16 protein-coding genes and 1 tRNA gene are annotated in these 15,270 nt (G+C 71.4%); 9 read left to right on the top strand and 8 right to left on the bottom strand.

Annotated features, from left to right (window positions below; all coding sequences use genetic code 11):
* Nucleotides 1-151 precede the first annotated feature (151 nt).
* The gene (locus ACLJQE_RS06125) at nucleotides 152-1,735 is read left to right on the top strand and encodes an ATP-binding protein (RefSeq protein WP_410638332.1); all 1,584 of its coding nucleotides are present in this window, start codon (nucleotides 152-154) and stop codon (nucleotides 1,733-1,735) included.
* Nucleotides 1,732-2,391: a response regulator gene (locus tag ACLJQE_RS06120; RefSeq protein ID WP_410637977.1), complete on the top strand. Its 660-nt coding sequence runs from the start codon at nucleotides 1,732-1,734 to the stop codon at nucleotides 2,389-2,391. Before ACLJQE_RS06125 ends, ACLJQE_RS06120 begins: the two co-directional genes overlap by 4 nt.
* A 1-nt stretch (nucleotide 2,392) precedes the next feature.
* Here the strand turns inward: ACLJQE_RS06120 and ACLJQE_RS06115 are convergent, their stop codons facing one another.
* Both ACLJQE_RS06115 and ACLJQE_RS06110 read right to left on the bottom strand, forming a co-directional pair.
* Nucleotides 2,393-3,022 (bottom strand): hypothetical protein, encoded by a 630-nt coding sequence (locus ACLJQE_RS06115; protein WP_410637976.1) that lies wholly within the window; start codon nucleotides 3,020-3,022, stop codon nucleotides 2,393-2,395.
* A 91-nt stretch (nucleotides 3,023-3,113) separates the two neighbouring features.
* Nucleotides 3,114-3,932 (bottom strand): SDR family NAD(P)-dependent oxidoreductase, encoded by an 819-nt coding sequence (locus tag ACLJQE_RS06110; protein WP_410637975.1) that lies wholly within the window; start codon nucleotides 3,930-3,932, stop codon nucleotides 3,114-3,116.
* A gap of 132 nt (nucleotides 3,933-4,064) precedes the next feature.
* Between ACLJQE_RS06110 and ACLJQE_RS06105 the strand changes: the two genes are divergently transcribed.
* A complete protein-coding gene (locus ACLJQE_RS06105) occupies nucleotides 4,065-4,862 on the top strand; it encodes a trypsin-like serine peptidase (RefSeq protein ID WP_410637974.1) in 798 nt (265 codons plus the stop codon).
* Nucleotides 4,863-4,879: 17 nt separating this feature from the next.
* A complete protein-coding gene (locus ACLJQE_RS06100) occupies nucleotides 4,880-5,104 on the top strand; it encodes an RNA-binding S4 domain-containing protein (protein WP_410637973.1) in 225 nt (74 codons plus the stop codon).
* Here the strand turns inward: ACLJQE_RS06100 and ACLJQE_RS06095 are convergent.
* Nucleotides 5,101-6,042 (bottom strand): Ldh family oxidoreductase, encoded by a 942-nt coding sequence (locus ACLJQE_RS06095; RefSeq protein ID WP_410637972.1) that lies wholly within the window; start codon nucleotides 6,040-6,042, stop codon nucleotides 5,101-5,103. The genes ACLJQE_RS06100 and ACLJQE_RS06095 overlap by 4 nt on opposite strands.
* A gap of 101 nt (nucleotides 6,043-6,143) precedes the next feature.
* Between ACLJQE_RS06095 and ACLJQE_RS06090 the strand changes: the two genes are divergently transcribed.
* Complete coding sequence (locus ACLJQE_RS06090; protein ID WP_410637971.1) at nucleotides 6,144-6,425, top strand: DUF2277 domain-containing protein; 282 nt, start codon at nucleotides 6,144-6,146, stop codon at nucleotides 6,423-6,425.
* A 1-nt stretch (nucleotide 6,426) separates the two neighbouring features.
* Here the strand turns inward: ACLJQE_RS06090 and ACLJQE_RS06085 are convergent, their stop codons facing one another.
* Nucleotides 6,427-6,810: a VOC family protein gene (locus tag ACLJQE_RS06085; protein WP_410637970.1), complete on the bottom strand. Its 384-nt coding sequence runs from the start codon at nucleotides 6,808-6,810 to the stop codon at nucleotides 6,427-6,429.
* A gap of 348 nt (nucleotides 6,811-7,158) precedes the next feature.
* On the opposite strand from ACLJQE_RS06085, the gene ACLJQE_RS06080 reads away from it, so the two are divergent.
* Nucleotides 7,159-7,245, top strand: a tRNA-Ser gene (locus tag ACLJQE_RS06080).
* A gap of 33 nt (nucleotides 7,246-7,278) precedes the next feature.
* Here ACLJQE_RS06080 and ACLJQE_RS06075 read toward each other — a convergent pair.
* Nucleotides 7,279-7,752: a MarR family winged helix-turn-helix transcriptional regulator gene (locus tag ACLJQE_RS06075; protein WP_410637969.1), complete on the bottom strand. Its 474-nt coding sequence runs from the start codon at nucleotides 7,750-7,752 to the stop codon at nucleotides 7,279-7,281.
* Between the two features lie 503 nt (nucleotides 7,753-8,255).
* On the opposite strand from ACLJQE_RS06075, the gene ACLJQE_RS06070 reads away from it, so the two are divergent.
* Nucleotides 8,256-9,179, top strand: coding sequence for a neutral zinc metallopeptidase (locus tag ACLJQE_RS06070; RefSeq protein WP_410637968.1), 924 nt, complete (start codon nucleotides 8,256-8,258; stop codon nucleotides 9,177-9,179).
* 107 nt (nucleotides 9,180-9,286) lie between these two features.
* On the opposite strand, the gene ACLJQE_RS06065 is transcribed toward ACLJQE_RS06070, so the two are convergent.
* Nucleotides 9,287-10,828: a M28 family metallopeptidase gene (locus ACLJQE_RS06065; protein ID WP_410637967.1), complete on the bottom strand. Its 1,542-nt coding sequence runs from the start codon at nucleotides 10,826-10,828 to the stop codon at nucleotides 9,287-9,289.
* Nucleotides 10,829-10,909: 81 nt separating this feature from the next.
* Here ACLJQE_RS06065 and ACLJQE_RS06060 point away from each other — a divergent pair, with 81 nt between their 5' ends.
* The gene (locus ACLJQE_RS06060) at nucleotides 10,910-11,884 is read left to right on the top strand and encodes an NAD(P)H-quinone oxidoreductase (RefSeq protein WP_410637966.1); all 975 of its coding nucleotides are present in this window, start codon (nucleotides 10,910-10,912) and stop codon (nucleotides 11,882-11,884) included.
* A 52-nt stretch (nucleotides 11,885-11,936) separates the two neighbouring features.
* Here the strand turns inward: ACLJQE_RS06060 and ACLJQE_RS06055 are convergent, their stop codons facing one another.
* Nucleotides 11,937-13,136 carry a cysteine desulfurase-like protein gene (locus tag ACLJQE_RS06055; protein ID WP_410637965.1) on the bottom strand — a complete coding sequence of 400 codons (1,200 nt, stop codon included), beginning with the start codon at nucleotides 13,134-13,136 and terminating at the stop codon, nucleotides 11,937-11,939.
* 134 nt (nucleotides 13,137-13,270) lie between these two features.
* Here ACLJQE_RS06055 and ACLJQE_RS06050 point away from each other — a divergent pair, with 134 nt between their 5' ends.
* Entirely contained in the window at nucleotides 13,271-13,858 is a 588-nt protein-coding gene (locus ACLJQE_RS06050) for a bacterial proteasome activator family protein (protein ID WP_410637964.1), read from the top strand.
* Nucleotides 13,859-13,977: 119 nt separating this feature from the next.
* Here ACLJQE_RS06050 and ACLJQE_RS06045 read toward each other — a convergent pair whose 3' ends face one another.
* Nucleotides 13,978-15,216, bottom strand: coding sequence for a polysaccharide pyruvyl transferase family protein (locus ACLJQE_RS06045; protein WP_410637963.1), 1,239 nt, complete (start codon nucleotides 15,214-15,216; stop codon nucleotides 13,978-13,980).
* Nucleotides 15,217-15,270 lie beyond the last annotated feature (54 nt).

The following is a 15,270-nucleotide window of genomic DNA, read 5'->3' as shown; positions in this document are numbered from 1 at the left end:
GAAAGGGACGTTAAGTACGCGTGGCGCCCAGGTGAAGCTTGTCGACGTTCTCCGCGCGAGCTGCGCGTTCTGAATGTTTTGCTCATTTAGCGCACAGCCCTGAGCTGGGGGTATGGTCCCCGCCATGCCAAAGTGGGCGCTCTTCCCGCGGATGCGGTTCAGCAGGCAGGTGCTGCTGCTGCAGATCGGCGTGGTCGCCCTGGTCGTCGGGCTCGGGGTCGTCCTGGTCAGCGTGCTCCTGCGCAGCACGCTCACCGACCAGTACGGCCGCCGCGCGCTGGCTATCGCGAAGTCCGTCGCCGCGGACCCGGTCGTCGTCGCGAACACCGCCGCGAAGATCCCCGGCGGTCCGCTGGAAGAACGGGTCCTCGCCGTCACGGACGCGAACGACGCCCTGTTCGTCGTGATCACCGACGACAAGGGCATCCGGCTCGCCCACCCGACGCGGTCCGAGATCGGCAAGCCGGTCAGCACGTCGCCGGAGCGGGCCCTGGCCGGGCTCGACGAGATCAGCGCGGTGCAGAGCGGCACGCTCGGCCTGTCGGTCCGCAGCAAGACGCCGATCTGGGCACCGGGTCACCAGCGGGTGACCGGCGAAGTGAGCGTCGGGTTCGAGGTGGCCCAGCCGATCAGCGCGTTCAACCAGCTGCTGGTGTACACCCTGCTCTTCGCGGGCGGCGCGCTACTGCTCGGCGCGGGCGCGTCGGCGCTGCTGAACCGGCGGCTGCGGCGCGTCACGCACGGCCTCGAACCGCACGAGCTGACCGAGCTGCTCTACGAACGCGAAGCCGTGCTGCACGGGATCGGCGAAGGCGTCCTCGCCGTCGACGAGGACAACCGCGTCTCGGTCCGCAACGGCGAGGCCGAACGCCTCCTCGGCACCGAACTCCCGATCGGCGCCGCGATGTCCGAGCTTGAACTCAGCCCGCGGCTGCACAAGGCCGTCGCCGAAGGGCGGCCGGTCGACAACCTCCTCGCGGTGGCCGGGAACCGGGTGCTGGTGATCAATTCGCGAGCCGTGCGCCTGGACGACCGGCCGATCGGCACCGTGCTCACCTTCCGCGACCGCACCGACCTCGACACGCTCACCCGCGAGCTCGACGGCATCCGTGCGCTGTCCGACGGCCTGCGTGCGCAGCGGCACGAGTTCGCCAACCGGCTGCACACGCTCCACGGCCTGCTGCAGCTCGGCCACCACACCGAAGCCGTCGAGTACCTGCAGACGCTGACGGACTCGTCGTCGGCGCGCCCGAGCGAGCTGGGCGACGCGGTGGCGGACCCGTACCTGCAGGCGCTGCTCGTCGCGAAAACCGAGCAGGCGCAGGAAAAGGGCCTCACGCTCAAGCTCGCCGAAGACACCTGGGTGCCCACGGCGGTGACCGACCCGATCGCCGCGAACACCGTGATCGGCAACCTCGTCGACAACGCCCTGCACGCCGCCCGGATGGGCCCGCGGCGGCCGGCGACCGTCGAGATCGGCCTGCTCGCCGAGGGCGACACCCTGCATGTGTCCGTTGTGGACAGTGGGCCGGGCGTGCCCGCGGACCTGCGGCGGACGCTGTTCGACGAAGGCGTCTCGACGAAGATCGCACCCGGGCACGGCCTCGGCCTCGCACTCGCCCGGCAGGCCGCGCGTGCCCGCGGCGGCGACGTCTGGCTGGCCGGCCCCGGCGAAGGCGAGACCGGGGCCCTGTTCGTCGCCAAACTGCCCGGAATGCTGACGGAGGACGGATGATCCGCACGCTGATCGTCGACGACGACTTCCGGGTCGCCGGCGTGCACGCCGGGTTCGTCGAGGAGGTCGAGGGCTTCTCGGTCGTCGGGACCGCGCACACCGCCGCCGAGGCGCGCGCCCGCGTCCGGGAGCTCTCGCCGGACCTGATCCTGCTCGACGTCTACCTGCCCGACGAGTCCGGCCTCGCCGTGCTCCCGGAGCTGCAGACCGACACGATCGTGCTGTCCGCGGCGACCGACAGTGCCTCGGTCGCCGCGGCGATCCGGGCCGGCGCCCTGAACTACCTGATCAAGCCGTTCACCACCCGCCAGCTCGCGGAACGGCTGACGTCGTACGCGCGCTTCCGCGGCCTGCTCGCCGAAGGCCGGGCGCTGGCCCAGGACGACGTCGACCGCGCGTACCGCGTGCTGCACGACCAGGACCGCACGACCGCGCCGAAGGGCCAGTCGACGGCGACGTCCCGGCTGGTTTCCGAGCAGCTGCGGCGCGCCGGGCGGCCGCTGTCGGCCGCGGAGGTCGCGGGCGAGCTGGGCATGGCGCGGGCCACGGCGCAGCGGTACCTCACCGCGCTGGCCGAGTCGGGGACGGTCCAGATGCGGCTGCGCTACGGCGCCACGGGCCGCCCTGAACACGAATACTGCTGGTCGGGAGCCTGACTCACCGGCCGCCGTAGCGCTGCATCATGCTCTCGGCGGCGTCGACCCACGCCTGCACGGGGTTGGTGGCCGTCGCCGGGGTGGACGGCGGCAGGTCGGCCCGCGCCTCGGCTTCCTCGTCCGGCACCGGCTTCTTCGGCTGCGGTTTCGCCTGGGCCTGGGCCTGCACCTGCTTCGGCGCGGGCTTGGCGGGCACCGGCACGTACACGGTCTTCGGCGCGGGCGTGACGACGACCGGCGCCTGCGGAGCCGGCTGGGGCGGCGGCTCCGGTGCGGGTACCACGGCCACCGCCGGGCGCGCGTCGAGCTGGGCGACGTCGCGCTCCGGCTCGGGGGCGAACAGGCCGCCGGTGAACAGCCCGCCGCCCAGCCAGCCGGCCGCGACGAGCAGCACCGCGGCGCCGCCGCCGAGCCACGTGCGGGCCCGCCGCCGGATCACCACCGACTTGGGGCGCAGGTCCTGGTCGCACACCGGCGTCCGGGTGTAGATCGGCTCGGCCGCCAGGACTTCGCCGTCGGTGCGGCGGCGCCGGGGCAGGCTCGCCGCGACGATGCCGGTGCGATCCAGCAGCTCCACCGCGGTGCGGTCGCTGGACGAACGGGTCGCACTGCGCGGTGCGGTGCGAAGCATCGGGGAACCTCCGGGACGGGGCTGGCGCACCCCACGCATTCTGGACCATTTCGGACGGTGCTGTCCGAAACGCAACTCCATTGAGTGAAGGTCAGCTTTGGCCTTGTTTGAGCCCGAGCCGCGCGAGCGCCGCCAACGGCCGCTGATAGGCCGAGCCGAGCACGCGCGGAATGGCGTCGATCACGTAGGCGTCCGGTCCGATGAGGATCCGCGCCGACTTCCGCTCGATCCCGCGCAGGATCGTCTGCGCCGCCTTCTCCGGTGTCGTGCGGGCGACCCGCTCGAAGCCCCGCGCGGCCTTCTCCTGGTCGTCGGCGGCACTGCGGGAATTGCGGACGATGTTGGTCTTGATCCCACCGGGGTGCACGCAGCTCACCGCGACCGGGTGCCGTGCGATCAGCATTTCTTCGCGCAGGGCTTCGGTGAATCCGCGAACCGCGAACTTCGCCGCGTTGTAGGCGCTCTGCGTCGGCACGCCGACGAAGCCGAAGACGCTGGAAATGTTGACGATGTGTCCGTCACCGGAAGCGATCAGGTGCGGGAGGAACGCCTTCGTGCCGGTCACGACGCCGCCGAGGTTGATGCCCATCAGCCAGTCGTAGTCCTCGAACGTCATTTCCTCGACGGTCGCGCCGAGCGCCACGCCCGCGTTGTTCACGATGACGTTGACCGCGCCGAACTCGTCGGCGACCTCTTCGGCGTGCGTGAGCACGGCACTGCGGTCGGCGACGTCCAAGGTGTACGCGCGGGCGTTGCCGCCGGCCAGCCCGGCCGTTTCCTCGGCGTTCGCGGTGACGACGTCGGAGAGCGCGACGCGGGCCCCGCGCCGGGCGAACTCGCACGCGAGCGCGCGGCCGATGCCCGAGCCCGCTCCGGTGATCACCACGACCTTGTCCGCGAACTGCTTCATCGGCCCTCCCGACCATGCGGTGTTACCAGCGAGTAGCCGATGGTAGCGGCTGTGACGTTGCTGTGGGTGTGCTGATTGTGCCGGTGCGTCGCCCTATGGTGGGCTGAGCGGAGACATCAAGACGAGGAGGCGATGACCGTGCGGCGGCCGGCCGTCCTGCTCACCCTCGCCGCGATCGTCCTGCTCGGCACGGCCTTCGCCGTGGTCGTCGTGGCCCGGCAGCCGCAGCCCGCCGTCGCGGTGCCGCCGGATCCCGCCACGGCCGAAGCGGCGCACGCCGGGTTGCCCGCGGCGTCGAGCCCCGCCGTCGGGCCGCTGTTCGCCGGAGGGGACCACTTCTGCACGGCCAGCGTCGTGCACAGCGAGCGGGGTGACGTGCTGCTGACCGCGGCCCACTGCATCCACAACGGCGAGGGCGGCGGCTACCTCACCGGCCTCAGCTTCGCGCCCGGCTACCACGACGGGATCGCGCCCTTCGGCTACTGGACGGTGTCGGACGAGCTCGTCGCGCCGGGCTGGCGTGCCTCGTCGGACCCGGACCTCGACGTCGGGTTCGCCACCGCGCACCAAGCGGGCACCACGAAGTCACTGGAGAGCCTGGCCGGTGCGAACCTGCTGGCCACCGGTACCGCGTTCGAGCAGCCCATCACGCTCACCGGCTACCCGGACGGCTCCGAGGCGCCCGCGGTCTGCCGGAACACCACCAGCAAGCAGGACACCTACCAGCTGCGGGTGGACTGCGCGGGTTTCCCGACCGGCACGAGCGGCGGGCCGTGGGTCACCGGGCAGAACCCGGAAACCCGGCTCGGCACGGTCATCGGCGTCATCGGCGGCTTCGAGTTCGGCGGCGACGACGCCGACACGTCGTACTCGAGCTACTTCGACACCGACGTCCTCGCGCTCTACCGGCAGACGACCGCCCGCACCTGACCCGGCATGATGCGGGTATGAGTGAGCCCGTCGACGTACCCATCACCGGAGAGCCGATCCGGCTCGGCCAGTTCCTCAAGCTGGCCGGCCTCGCCGAGGACGGCTCCCACGCCAAGGACCTGATCGACGCGGAAGAGGTCACCGTCAACGGCGAGGTCGAGACCCGCCGCGGCCGCCAGCTGACCGACGGCGACGTCGTGGCGGTGGGCCCCCAACGCGGCAAGGTCGTGCTCGTCCGCTAACCGACGCTGGTCAGCGGCGGCAAGCCGAGGGAGGCGGCGAGGGCGTCCAGCTCCCGGCGCACCGGCCCGGCCAGTGGCACGCCCAGCGCCCGGCACTGTTCGAGGTACTGGGCCTCGCGCCAGCCGGGGTAGCGGATCGGCGCGCCGCCTTCCCAGCCGAGCATGCTGCCGAACAGCGCGCTCGCCGCGCGGTAGAAACCGTCGGCGCTGCGCAGCGTCGTCGGCGCGATCGCCAGCACCAGCAGGCCGGTGTCGTGCTCGTGGTCGGCGACGCCGGAGAGCACCCCGGCGAGGACGTCGACCAGGAGCGTCAGCCCGGCCGCGTCCGAACCGGGGCGGTCCATGTCGAAGACGAACTCGGGGTACGCGCCGCCGGGCGCCGCCATGCCCAGCGGGTTCATCGGCTGGTCCGGCTCCCCGCCCGCGGCCAGCACCAGCCCGATCATGGCGTGCGGCAGGGCCCGCGCCGCGTGGTGCCCGGCCCGGCCGAACGGCCCGATGCCGCGCAACGAGACGAGCCCGACGCCGAAACGGCCGGCCCGCGCCACCGCCCGGTCCATCGCGTCGCCGACGGCCCAGAGCCCGAGCGCGCGGCGGTAGTCGATCAGCGCGGCGGCCCCGCGGTCGGCGATCATCAGCGGCTGGGCGTGCGGCACGACCAGCCCGTTCTTCAGCAGCGGCAGGTGCACGCGGATCAGGTCGGCGACCCCGGTCTCCGGCGAGCCGGTGAGATCGCCGTGGCAGAGTGCTTCGGCGGCGATGCGGGCGCGAGTTTCGGGGAGACCGTGCGCGGCGAAGACGCGGGCCACGAGGGTGACCAGTTCGTCGGCCCGCACGCGGGGCCAGGCCTGTTCCGGGATCGGGGTTTCCGGGAGCTCTTCTTCGAGGATGCCGGGATCGGGGCGGGCGGAGCGGAACGGGCGCGGTCTGAGAGGCACTTCCCCGACCTTGCCCAGCGCCGGACCGGGCGTCAACGACGGCGGGCCCGGCCTACCCGACCGTGTGATCGAGGCACGCGAAAAGCCGTACCCTGAGCGGCATGTGCCGAAACATCACCACCCTGCGGGGGCTCCAGCCGGCCGCGACGGGCGAGGAGATCGAGGCCGCCGCCCGCCAGTACGTCCGCAAGGTCACCGGCGTGCAGTCGCTGTCGGACGCCACGCGCGAACCGTTCGAGGCCGCGGTCGCCGAAATCACCGAGATCACCGCCCGGCTGTTGGAGCAGCTGCCCGAGCGCCGCCAGCCGCCGGCGACCGTGCCGCCGCTGCGCCGCCCCGAGGTGCAGGCGCGGATCGCCGCCAAGGCGCTGCGCCGGCCCTGAGCTACTTCACCCGGCTGTAGAGCCGGATCTCGGTGCCGTCGGGGTCGTTGACGCGCACCATCCAGCCGGTGGTCGCCTCGACGATCGGCGGGTGCTCGACGCCGAGCTCGTCCAGGCGCGCGATCCAGGCTTCGGCGGCCGCCCGGTCGGCGATCGCGAAGCAGACGGGATCGAACCCGGCGAGGCCGGCTGCGGCCTTCTGCTGCACGCGCAGGGCGACCGGCACGCCGTCGACCGAACCGGCGACGCCGCGCACGACACCGTCGTCGTCCGGGAACTCGTGGGTGACGTCGAGGCCCAGCACGCGCTCGTACCACTCGCGGCTGCGCGCCAGGTCGCGTACGGGGAACTTGACGTGGTGAAAGCCTTCGATCTTCGCGGTCATCGGCCGACCTCCGTGAATCGGTGTCCAGCGCTTCTGCCGGTCTGGACAGGGTGCCCGCACGGGCGGACAGGCGTTGGTGCTGGGCGCGGACGCCCGCTGCCGATGGAGAAGCCGCTGCCGGCGGTGCTGGACGACCTGCGCGCGGCGGGCGCGGAGGTCACCCTGATCATGCCGGACGAGGCGTCGCGGGCGGCGATCGGCGCGAACCCGCTGGACCCGGCCACGCGCGGACCGGCCGCCGATGCGGGCCGCGCGCAGGGCGCGGCGCACGTTGACCTGGGCTTGAGCGGCCAAACCGGCACCGGCGGACCGACCGGGCTCGGGCCGTCGGCTACGCTCGTGGAGCGAGGTAGCGTGTCCGAGCGGCCGAAGGAACATGTCTTGAAAACATGCGAGGGGGCAACCTCTCCGTGGGTTCGAATCCCACCGCTACCGCACTGAGAACCCGGGCGCCCGGCGCGCCCGGGTTCAGCTTTCCGCCTCCAGCAAGTGGGCCTGCACGCGCTCGAACGCCGCGGCGATCGTCGCCTGCTCCTCGGGGCTCAGCAGGTCGATCAGGTGCTCGCGCACGCCTTCCACGTGCGTCGGCGCGGCCTTCTCCAGCAGCGCCAGGCCCTCGTTGGTCAGTTCCGTGATGACACCGCGCTTGTCCTCCGGGTCGCGTGCCCGCCGGACCAGGCCCGCCTCTTCGAGCCGGCCGACCTGGTGCGAGAGCCGGCTCTTCGTCGAGCCCATCCGGAACGCCAGCTCCGACATCCGCATCCGGCGGTCGGGCTGGCTCTGCAGGCACACGAGCACTTCGTAATCGGTCAGCGACACCTCGTGGGACTCGGTCAGCTCGCGGTGCAGCCGCTGCCGCAGCAGCAGGGTCGCCACGATGTAGGAGCGCCACGCCGCCATCTCGGCTTCGTTCAACCACCGCACAGCACGCTCCTCGGTCATAAGGCAGCGTAGAACGTTGATCAATGGACCGCGCGGTCCGAGTCCGATCCGTCGGCCGGTGAAAACCCGGCCGCAACATCGCCCGAAGGTGGGGTTACGAAAAGGTTGAGACTCGGCCGGGAAAGGCGCATTCTGCTTGTCGGCGGATGTCGGTCAGGGTAAGCGGCGCGGCGACGGCGACGTGCCGGCCCGGCTCCCCGCCAGGAGAGGGCAGGTGGTTGTGTGGCGGGTGATTCTCGCGGTTGACCGCCGGCTGCGTCCCCGCGACTGGAACGGACATCCGGGCCGGTCGCGATTGTGAACAGCCAAGAGCGGGCTTCCATGCGGTCACGCATACGGCGTCGGTCGGGCCTGGCTCCGGTCACGGCCTCGGAAGCCGTGATGACAGCGCCTGAACGCCGGCCCCGGAAGCGGCCAACCGCTCGACAAAAGACATACCTCGGTACAAGCCTGGGTGCGCCCGTCAGCGCGACGGCCGCACCCAGGCTCGTTACTATTTTGCGGTGAGATTCGACGACAACGCCGGCCTGGACGCATCCGAAGTCCAGGACCTGCGCGGAAGCGGTGGAGGCGGCGGGATCGGCGGCCGCGTGGCGCTCGGCGGCGGTGGACTCGGGGTCGTCGGGGTGATCATCTACTTCGTGTTGTCCCAGCTCGGCGGGGTCACCACGGGCGACAGCGGCCTGAGCGGCGGGCTCGGCGGCGTCGGGGCCGGCCAGCAGGTCGACAACTCGAGGCTCGCCACTGAGTGCAAGACCGGCGCGGACGCCAACAAGAACCACGACTGCGCGATCGTCGCGGTCGTCAACTCCGTCCAGGACTACTGGACCCAGCAGTTCGCGCGCTCCGGCTCGACCTACGAGAAGGCGCCGACGAAGTTCTTCAACGGCGGCGTGCGCACCGGCTGCGGCAGCGCCACGTCCGACACCGGCCCGTTCTACTGCCCGGCCGACTCCGACGTCTACATCGACCTCTCCTTCTTCGACGAGCTGAAGACCCGCTTCGGCGCGCAGGGCGGGCTCTTCACCGAGGCGTACGTGCTCGCCCACGAGTACGGCCACCACGTGCAGAACCTGCTCGGCACCTCGCGCAAGGGCACCGGCAGCGGTCCGACGTCCGGTTCGGTACGCCTGGAGCTGCAGGCCGACTGCTACGCGGGCGTCTGGGCCAACCACGCCTCGACGACACCGACCGAGAGCGGCAAGCCGCTGATCACCGACGTCACCCAGGACGACATCGCCTCCGCGCTGGACACCGCGTCCCGCATCGGCGACGACTACATCCAGGAGAAGCTCGGCGGCGGCCAGGTGGACCGCTCGAGCTTCACCCACGGCACGTCCGCGCAGCGCAAGAAGTGGTTCACCACCGGGTTCCAGACCGGCGAACCCGCCCGCTGCGACACCTTCGGCACGAACAACCTGGGCTAGGCCCGGGGGCACTCCCAGCGCCCCAATGTGGCCTTCGGTGCGTTGAACGCACCGAAGGCCACATTGGGTGCGTTCAACGCAACCAAGGCCACATTGGGGCGCTCGGGTCAGGCAGTCAGGGCGTGCGGGTCGCCGGCCACGGCGTTCGCGGAGAAGTTCCGCTGCGCACCGCGTTCGGCGGCCTTCTGCGCGGCCGACTTCGCCATGCCGGGCTGGACGCCGTTGATGCTCTCGGTGCTCGTCGCGTAGACGCCGAGAGCCCAGGCGACGCCGTCGGAGTTGCGGTCCAGCGCGACCCGGTCGACGTTGCCGAGGTTGTCGCACGGCGAGTGGTAGCACGGGTCGTACGCGACGCCGGCCGTGCCGCCCCACTTCGCCGCCTGCGCCGGGGTCTTCAGCACCTCGGCGCCGGTGAAGAGCCCGCCCGCCGGGATGCCGACCGCGATGAACTCGCCGTAGTCCGAGCGCCCGGTGAAGTCGGTGCCTTCGACCGGGACACCCTTCGCGCCCTGCAGGAAGTCGACGAAGGTCTTCTCGATCTGCGCCGAGCCGAACGGGCCCGCGCCCGCGCCGACGCCGTCGGAGTTGTCGCCGTCGTAGGCGAAGTAGCCGGCGTTCGGCGAGCCGATCATGTCGAAGTTCAGGTACAGCGCGATGTCGAGCTGCTGCTCGAAGGTCAGCTGGTCGACGTAGTAGGTGGAGCCGACCAGGCCGAACTCCTCCGCGCTCCAGAAGCCGAAGCGGACGCCGTTGTTGACCTTCGGGCTGCTCCCCAGCTGCAGCGCCGTCTCCAGCAGGGCGGCCGAGCCCGTGCCGTTGTCGTTGATGCCCGCGCCGTCCGGGACGCTGTCGAGGTGCGCCCCGAGCATCACGACGTTGTCCTTGCGCCCGGTCTTGGTCTCGGCGACGACGTTGTAGCTGGTCCGCGCTTCCTGGAAGGTGCGCAGCTCCAGGGTCACCGGCTGCCCGGCGAGCGTGGCCAGCTGCGCCCCCGCGGCCGCCGTCACGCCCCCGGTCGGGATCTTCGCGTTCTCCGGGCCGCCGAGCGTCCCGTTCACCGGCCCGTCCGTGTTGTTGTAGATGATCGCGCCGACCGCCCCCGCGGCCGCGGCCGTCTGCTGCTTCTGCGCGAACGAGCAGCCACCGCGCTTGATCAGGGCGATCTTGCCCGCGACGTCGGCCGTGTAGTCGGTGGCCTCGCAGCCGCTGGTGTCGTCGACCGCGACCACGGCGAGCGGCGCGGTGATGCCGCCGACCGGCGTCGACACCGTGTACTCCATGGCGAGGACCGGGACGTCGGCGCCGCCCGCGGTCAGCCTCTCGGCCAGGGTCTCCGAGTAGGTGAAGGGGAACTCCTGGCGGGTCACCTGGAAGCCGGCGGCTTCGAGTTTCGTCGCGATGTACTCGGCGGACTTCGCGTGCCCCTCGGAGCTCGCCGCCCGGTTGCCGCCGTTGGCGTCGGCGATGCGCTGGAGAGCGATCAGGTGCCGGTTGACACCGTTGACACCCACCTTGCTGACGAGTTGTTTCGCCAGGGCGGGACCGTCGGGCAGCGTGTTCGCGGCGGCGGCCGGGGTCAGGCCGAGCACCAGTGTCGCGCCGGCGGCCAAGGCCACCGGCGGGAGAAATTTAGCTCTGAAGGGTGACATGGTTGCTCACCTTTGTTCGATTTGCGAAGTCCGTCAATGCGCCTTTCGGCGGGACCTTTGCGCTCGGTATACAGTCGACACATGTACGCGATCACCATCCGTGAACCAGGTGACCCGGACGTTCTCGAGTGGGCGGAGGTCGCGGATCCGCGGCCCGGACCCGGTGAGGTGCTGCTGGAAGTCGCGGCGAGCGCGGTGAACCGCGCCGATCTGCTGCAGCGCCAGGGCCACTACCCGCCGCCGCCCGGCGCGAGCGAAACCCTCGGCCTCGAATGCTCCGGCACGATCGTGGAACTCGGCGAAGGTGTCGAGGGCTGGCACGTCGGCGACGAGGTCTGCGCCCTGCTCTCCGGCGGCGGCTACGCGGAGAAGGCCGTTGTCCCGGCGGGGCAGCTGCTGCCGGTGCCGGGCGAGGTCGACCTGCTGACCGCGGCGGCGCTGCCCGAAGTGGCCTGCACGGTGTGGGCGAACGTCGTGATGCACGCGAAGCTCACCGAGGGCGAGGTGCTGCTGGTCCACGGCGGCGCCGGCGGCATCGGCACGCACGCCATCCAGGTCGGCAAGGCGCTCGGCGCGACGGTCGCCGTCACCGCGGGTTCGCCGGACCGGCTCGAGAGCTGCCGCCAGCTCGGCGCCGACATCACGATCAACTACAAGGAACAGGACTTCGTCGAGGTGCTCCGCGGGGAGACCGGCGGCGCGAACGTCATCCTCGACAACATGGGCGCGTCCTACCTGGGCCGCAACGTCGACGCGCTGCAGCAGGACGGGCGGCTCGTCATCATCGGCATGCAGGGCGGGGTCAAGGGCGAGCTGAACGTCGGCGCACTGCTCGGCAAGCGGGCGTCGGTGTTCGCCGCGGGCCTGCGGTTCCGGCCCGTCGAACAGAAGGCCGCGATCGTCGCCGACGTCCGCGAGCGGCTGTGGCCGCTGGTTCACGAAGGTGTCGTCAAGCCGATCGTCGGCCAGGTCGTGCCGATGGCCGAAGCCGCGTCCGCGCACCGCACCCTGGAAGAGGGCAGTGTCTTCGGCAAGGTCCTGCTGGCGGCAAAATGACCAGCGGCGCGAAGCGCCTCCGTTGAGGGTGGCGGCGGGGAGGAAGGCGGAGCTAACGCAGTTCTTCGAGGACCCGCACGAGCTGGTTGATCTCGAAGACGTTGGAGTAGTGGGCGAGCCCGATCCGCACGGCGCCGCCCACTTCTCCGACGCCGAGTGACGCGAAGACGCCGCTCGTGCCGTCGTCGGCGAAGGCGCACAAGCCCTGCTTCGCCAGGTATTCGGCGACCTCGGGCGCCTTCTTGCCGGCCACGGCGAAAGCGAGTGCGGGGATGCGGCGCATGGCGTTGCCGATGACCATGATGTGCCGCAGCGACAGCAGGTCCGTCGACAGCTGCGCGAGCAGCCCGGCGTGGTAGGACTTCGCCGACCCGAGCGAGGTGACCAGGCGCTCGCGGCGGGATCCGGTGGCGGCGTCGTCGAGGCCCGAGAGGTAGTCGATCGACGCGATCAGCCCGGCGAGCAGCGGGTAGGCGTGCGGGCCGAGCTCCAGCCGGGCGGCACCGCGGGCCGTCGGGTCGAGCGAGGCCGACGGGATCCGTTCGATCAGCTCGGGGTCGCGGAAGACCAGGGCGCCCACCGAGGGGCCGCCCCACGCTTGGGCGGACACGACCATGACGTCGGCGCCCAGCGCGTTGATGTCGAGCGGCAGGAAGGGCGCGGCGTAGGTGGCGTCGACGACGACGAGCGCGCCGACCCGCTTGGCGAACTCGATGATCGTCGGCACGTCCGGCCGGGTGCCGACGGAACCGGACGCGAGCGTGACGGCGACGGCCTTGGTGCGCGCCGACACGAGCTGCTCGTACTGCCACGCGGGCAGCTCGCAGGTCTCGATGTCGATCTCACCCCAGCGCACGACGGCGCCGACGCGCTTGGCGGCGCGCTGCCAGGGCGCGAGGTTCGCTTGTTCGTCGAGCCGGGAGACGACGACTTCGTCGCCGATGGTCCAGCGCTCGGCGAGCGCGTCGACGAGCCGGCGCAGCATGACCGGCGCGCTCGGTCCGAGCACGACGGCAGCCGGGTCGGCCCCGACCAGGTCGGCCACGGCCCGGCGGGCCGCGGTCACGATGCTTTCCGCGCGTTGTGAGGCCGGAAACGCTCCGCCCGGCCCGGACACCGGGGCGCGCATCGCCGTGGACACGGCCGAAGCGACCTGTTCCGGGACCAGCATTCCGGCGGCGCCGTCGAAGTGAATCCAGCCGTCACCCAGCGCGGGAAAGAGCCCACGGATACGAGCGACGTCGAACGCCATGGGGACACCGTACGGACGTGCGGTTTCGCCGTGCGTCCGGGGTTGGGTGGAGGGCAACCGGGAACCCCCGGAGCCGCTACGCTCGGAGACGGACACCCCGCGGGTGTCGCGGAGCGTGTCGAACGCAAGCCAGGATGGAGCACATGACCGAGCCGAACTTCACAACGGGTGACCCGGGCCAGGAATCTTCACCCCACGTGGTGGTCGTCGGACCGGACGGCACGCCGGTGGGAGCCGCCCGGCTGGCCTCCCCCGATTCCGTCTCCGACGCAGAGCAACCCGAGTCGGTCGGCGACCTCGTCGAAGAGCCGGCAAAGGTGATGCGCATCGGCACGATGATCAAGCAGCTCCTGGAGGAGGTCCGCGCGGCCCCGCTGGACGACGCGTCCCGCACCCGCGTGCGCGAAATCCACCAGACGTCGATCCGCGAGCTGGAGAAGGCGCTGGCCCCGGAGCTGCAGGACGAGCTCGAGCGGCTGGTCCGCCCGTTCACGGACGACTCGACCCCGTCGGACGCGGAGCTGCGAATCGCCCAGGCCCAGCTGGTGGGCTGGCTGGAAGGCCTGTTCAGCGGAATCCAGACGGCGCTGTTCGCCCAGCAAATGGCGGCCCGCGTCCAGCTGGAGCAGATGCGCCGCGGCTTGCCGGCGGGTCCGTCGGGAGCTGCCGGCCACGGACATGAGCCCGGACCGGGCATCTCGGGCACGGGTCAGTACCTCTAAGGCCTCCGTCAGAGGAGTTGTCCACAGACCGGAGGGCCTGTGGACAACCTCTGTGGACAACTCCGCTGCTCCGTGCGGTCTGATGACGGCTTTACACGGGCTGAATCAGCTGAGTCAGCTCAGCCGCGGATTCGCCTCGACCAACGGCGTCTGAACGACTCCGGCTGCGGTTCCACCGGGGCGCCGGCGGGAATCCGGCGCAGGACGGGTGCGTACACCGCCTTCGCGATTTCGCCCTTGGTCCTTCGCAGGCTCGCCAGGGTCTCCGCCGGGTAGCCGCCGGCCGACGGGCGGTCCGGCACCTGGGTGAGATCCTCGAGCACTGTCCAGTTCGAGCCGAGCGCCGCCAGCGAACGGTGCTTCGTCGCGTAGTAGTCGGGGTTGATGGAGACCGCCACTCCGGAGGCGCCCGCCGCCGCCGCCAGCATGTGGACGTGGAACCGGGTGGAGATCCACGTCTGGCGGGGATTGGCCGGCAGGCCGTGCGTCCAGATGTGGGAAAACGGGTAGAACCGGGCGCCGGGCAATTCGCGCTCCAGCAGGGCGAACACCTCGCGGTCGACGCGGGGCACCCCTTCGACGACGCCGATGCGCTCCGGCGGCACCTTCCACGCGCGCAGCATCGACAGCACCGCGCCCGCCAGCTTGCCGATGCCGACCTCGACGAGGTCGGACTGGAGGCACAGCATGACCTCCGGCTGGTCCTCCGCCGTCTCGTAGCGGTGCGGGCCGATGCCCAGGAAGGCGTCGTCGATCCCGGCCTGCACGTCCACGAGGGCCGCCGACGCTTCGTCACGGACCTCGACGACGTCGAAGTGGTCAATCAGGCTCAGCAGCAGGGGGACGACGTCGTCGCTGGCCGGCACGAGACCGTGCCCGGTCATGGCGGCCCGGCCACCGGACCGTTCCACCGCCGCCGCGGCTCCGGCGAGCAGGCCGATCTGCTTCGGCCACAGCTTGTTGATGTAGCCGCCGCCGACGACGTGCACGACGTCGGCGGCCGCGAGCAGCTCGATCCCGCCGTGCAAGCGGGGCATCATGCCGGGGTTGTGCACCGCTTCGCGCACCCAGGCCGCCGCCTGCCACGGATCCTCCGACGGCGCTTCCCAGCACAACCGCCACAGCGTGTCGGTGAACTTGGCGCGGGGGTGGATGCCGTCCAGCAGGACCGCCGCCGGACCGGGTGAATGCGTGTCCACCCAGACGTCGGCGTCCGGCGCCAGTTCGGCGAGCTCGCGGAGCCAGCTCGCCGCGATGAGTTCATCGCCGTAGTTGGGGTGCCCCACCGGAGCCACCACGTAATAAAGAGCACGCTGGGCCGACTTCGTCGACGAAGCCTCACTGGGAGCGACCACCATGCGCCGAATCGTACGGCGTGACGGACTGTAACCCGGGTCACCTTGGCCCTAACC

Source organism: Amycolatopsis sp. lyj-346 (genome assembly GCF_046548975.1).
Taxonomy (GTDB): Bacteria; Actinomycetota; Actinomycetes; order Mycobacteriales; family Pseudonocardiaceae; genus Amycolatopsis.
The sequence above is the reverse complement of the archived record's forward strand: the minus strand, read 5'-3'. Positions and strand labels throughout refer to the sequence as shown.